Here is a 2166-nt window from a genome sequence, read left to right as displayed (position 1 = left end):
CCAATAAATATGCTGTTATTTTTACGCCAACCGATTTCGGTTGTCCACTCTTTTTTATTGGGGGTTAAGGCGTATTTTGGCAATTTAAAAGATTTAACTGCTGTATAAATTAAAATCTCAATATTTTATAAAATAAAAGCAATTAAAAATAAAAAAAATGCGATAATGTATCGCATTTTATAAAATCTAAAAAATTATCTACTTATATTAAAAAAGTGCGGTTTATGGCTTTGTTGTTCTTTTCTTAAACAATAAAATTAATCCAATCATAACAATACCGGTAGCAAAAAAGCCTAGCCAGCCAGACTGAGTAAAACCGACAACTAAATAGCCGACCGCAGAAGAGACGGCAACCAGCATCGCATATGGCAGCTGAGTAGTGACATGGTCAATATGGTTACAGCTTGCACCGGTAGAAGATAAAATAGTGGTGTCTGAAATCGGTGAACAGTGGTCACCACATACTGCGCCAGCCATCACCGCAGAGAGACAAGGCAGCAATAGTGCCGGATCCGCATTGACAGCAATAGACGCAGCAATCGGTAGCATGATGCCAAAGGTTCCCCAGCTGGTGCCGGTTGAGAATGCCATCACTGCAGACAGAATAAAGAGCATCACAGGCAGAAAACCGATCGCAATCGAACCACTGACTAAGCTGGACAGATATTTGCCGGTGTGCATATCGCTGACAATAGTATTGATGGTCCAAGCAAAAAACAGCACCAAGATAGCACCGAACATTGACTTGATTCCCAAAGCGTAAGCGCTAACATACTCTTTCAGCGAAATTTGTTTAGAGCTTAATGCACAGAGTGTTGCCGTGATTAACGCGGCGAGACCGCCGACAACCAACGACGTGCCCACAACGGTATTTTCAAACGCACCTAAGATAGAAAATACTTGTCGGTCTGCCGCCAGACTTTGCGCACCGGTGTAGATCATCATACTAATTGTACCGATAATCAGAACGAAAATTGGTAGAATCAAATCCATTACCCGCCCCTGTTTACCGTTTGAAATATCATCCGAAATGGCTTCGGCGTTTTCGGCATTGCGTTCGAAGTGTGCCATCGGACCGATATCAAAGGAAAAAATGGCGACAATAAAAACCAATACTAAAGCGAAGATTGCATAAAAATTCATGCCAATCATCGCAATAAATGCGCCGATCGGCGAATATTCGGTGATGGCATGGGTGGCTAACAAGCCACCAATCAGGGTAATGATATAAGCCCCCCAACTGGAAATCGGCATGATGACACACATTGGTGCGGCGGTAGAATCCAATAAATAGGCCAATTTGGCACGCGAAATTTTATATTTATCGGTAACCGGGCGGGCAATCGCACCAACAGCTAAACTATTAAAGTAGTCATCGATAAAAATAAAAACACCTAAAAACACCGTCAGCAATTTTGCGCCACGTTTTTGTTTGATATGTTTTTGTGCCCAGTTAACAAAAGCCTGATTACTGCCGGAAATAGTTAGCAGTGAAGTTAAAATGCCTAATAAAATCAAAAAGATAATAATATTAGTATAATTTGCATTCAGTGCGCCATCGCTATACACGAGAGAAGAGACACTGGAAAATGTGTACTGTGCAGCGGTTAGCAAATTGCCGCCATTTAACATCAAAGCACCGACAATAATTCCGGCACTCAGCGACAATAATACTCTGCGAGTGATGATCGCTAAAGAAAGCGCCAATAACGGCGGAATAATTGACCAAACTGAAGTGGAAAAATCAACAAAATCCATAAGAATTCCATAAATAAAAGTAATTACAACTGAGCTGAGGCTATTTATCTCTCTCAATCGTTGAGATGCAGCAGGGTGCTGTTACTAATAAAAGATAAACAGAGCCTAAAAGTTTCTCTCTGCAAATGCCAAAGGCTGGGCAGGGAGGGGAAACAGCGAAAGACTACAATAAGTGTTAAGAAAAACCAAGCTATATCCGCAAATTTCGGGTGTGAAAGCGCGGTATTGCTACTGTTTTGTTAAAAATCATGTGGATTTTTTGCCGGTTAAACAAGAGTACGATAAGTTTATACCGCACTTTTACGCTGTGCTTTTTAGTATTATTAAGATATAAAGATATGATAATTTTTTGATTATTAAGAAAATTTGACGGTATATTGATAACAGATAAAGGTAGCTTGTAGGACT

General features: G+C 40.3%; 1 protein-coding gene. It reads right to left on the bottom strand.

Features of this window, described 5'->3' with window-relative positions:
• Positions 1-222: 222 nt before the first annotated feature.
• Positions 223-1758: a Na+/H+ antiporter NhaC family protein gene (locus FHQ23_RS12235; protein WP_139614563.1), complete on the bottom strand. Its 1536-nt coding sequence runs from the start codon at positions 1756-1758 to the stop codon at positions 223-225.
• Positions 1759-2166: the final 408 nt, after the last annotated feature.

The organism is Testudinibacter crocodili (assembly GCF_006228025.1).
Lineage (GTDB): Bacteria > Pseudomonadota > Gammaproteobacteria > Enterobacterales > Pasteurellaceae > Chelonobacter.
This window is presented reverse-complemented; position numbering and strand designations above follow the sequence as displayed.

Coding starts and splice junctions, on each gene's coding strand:
- FHQ23_RS12235 (WP_139614563.1), bottom strand. CDS start 1,758: ATGGATTTTGTTGATTTTTCCACTTCAGTTTGGTCAATTATTCCGCCG.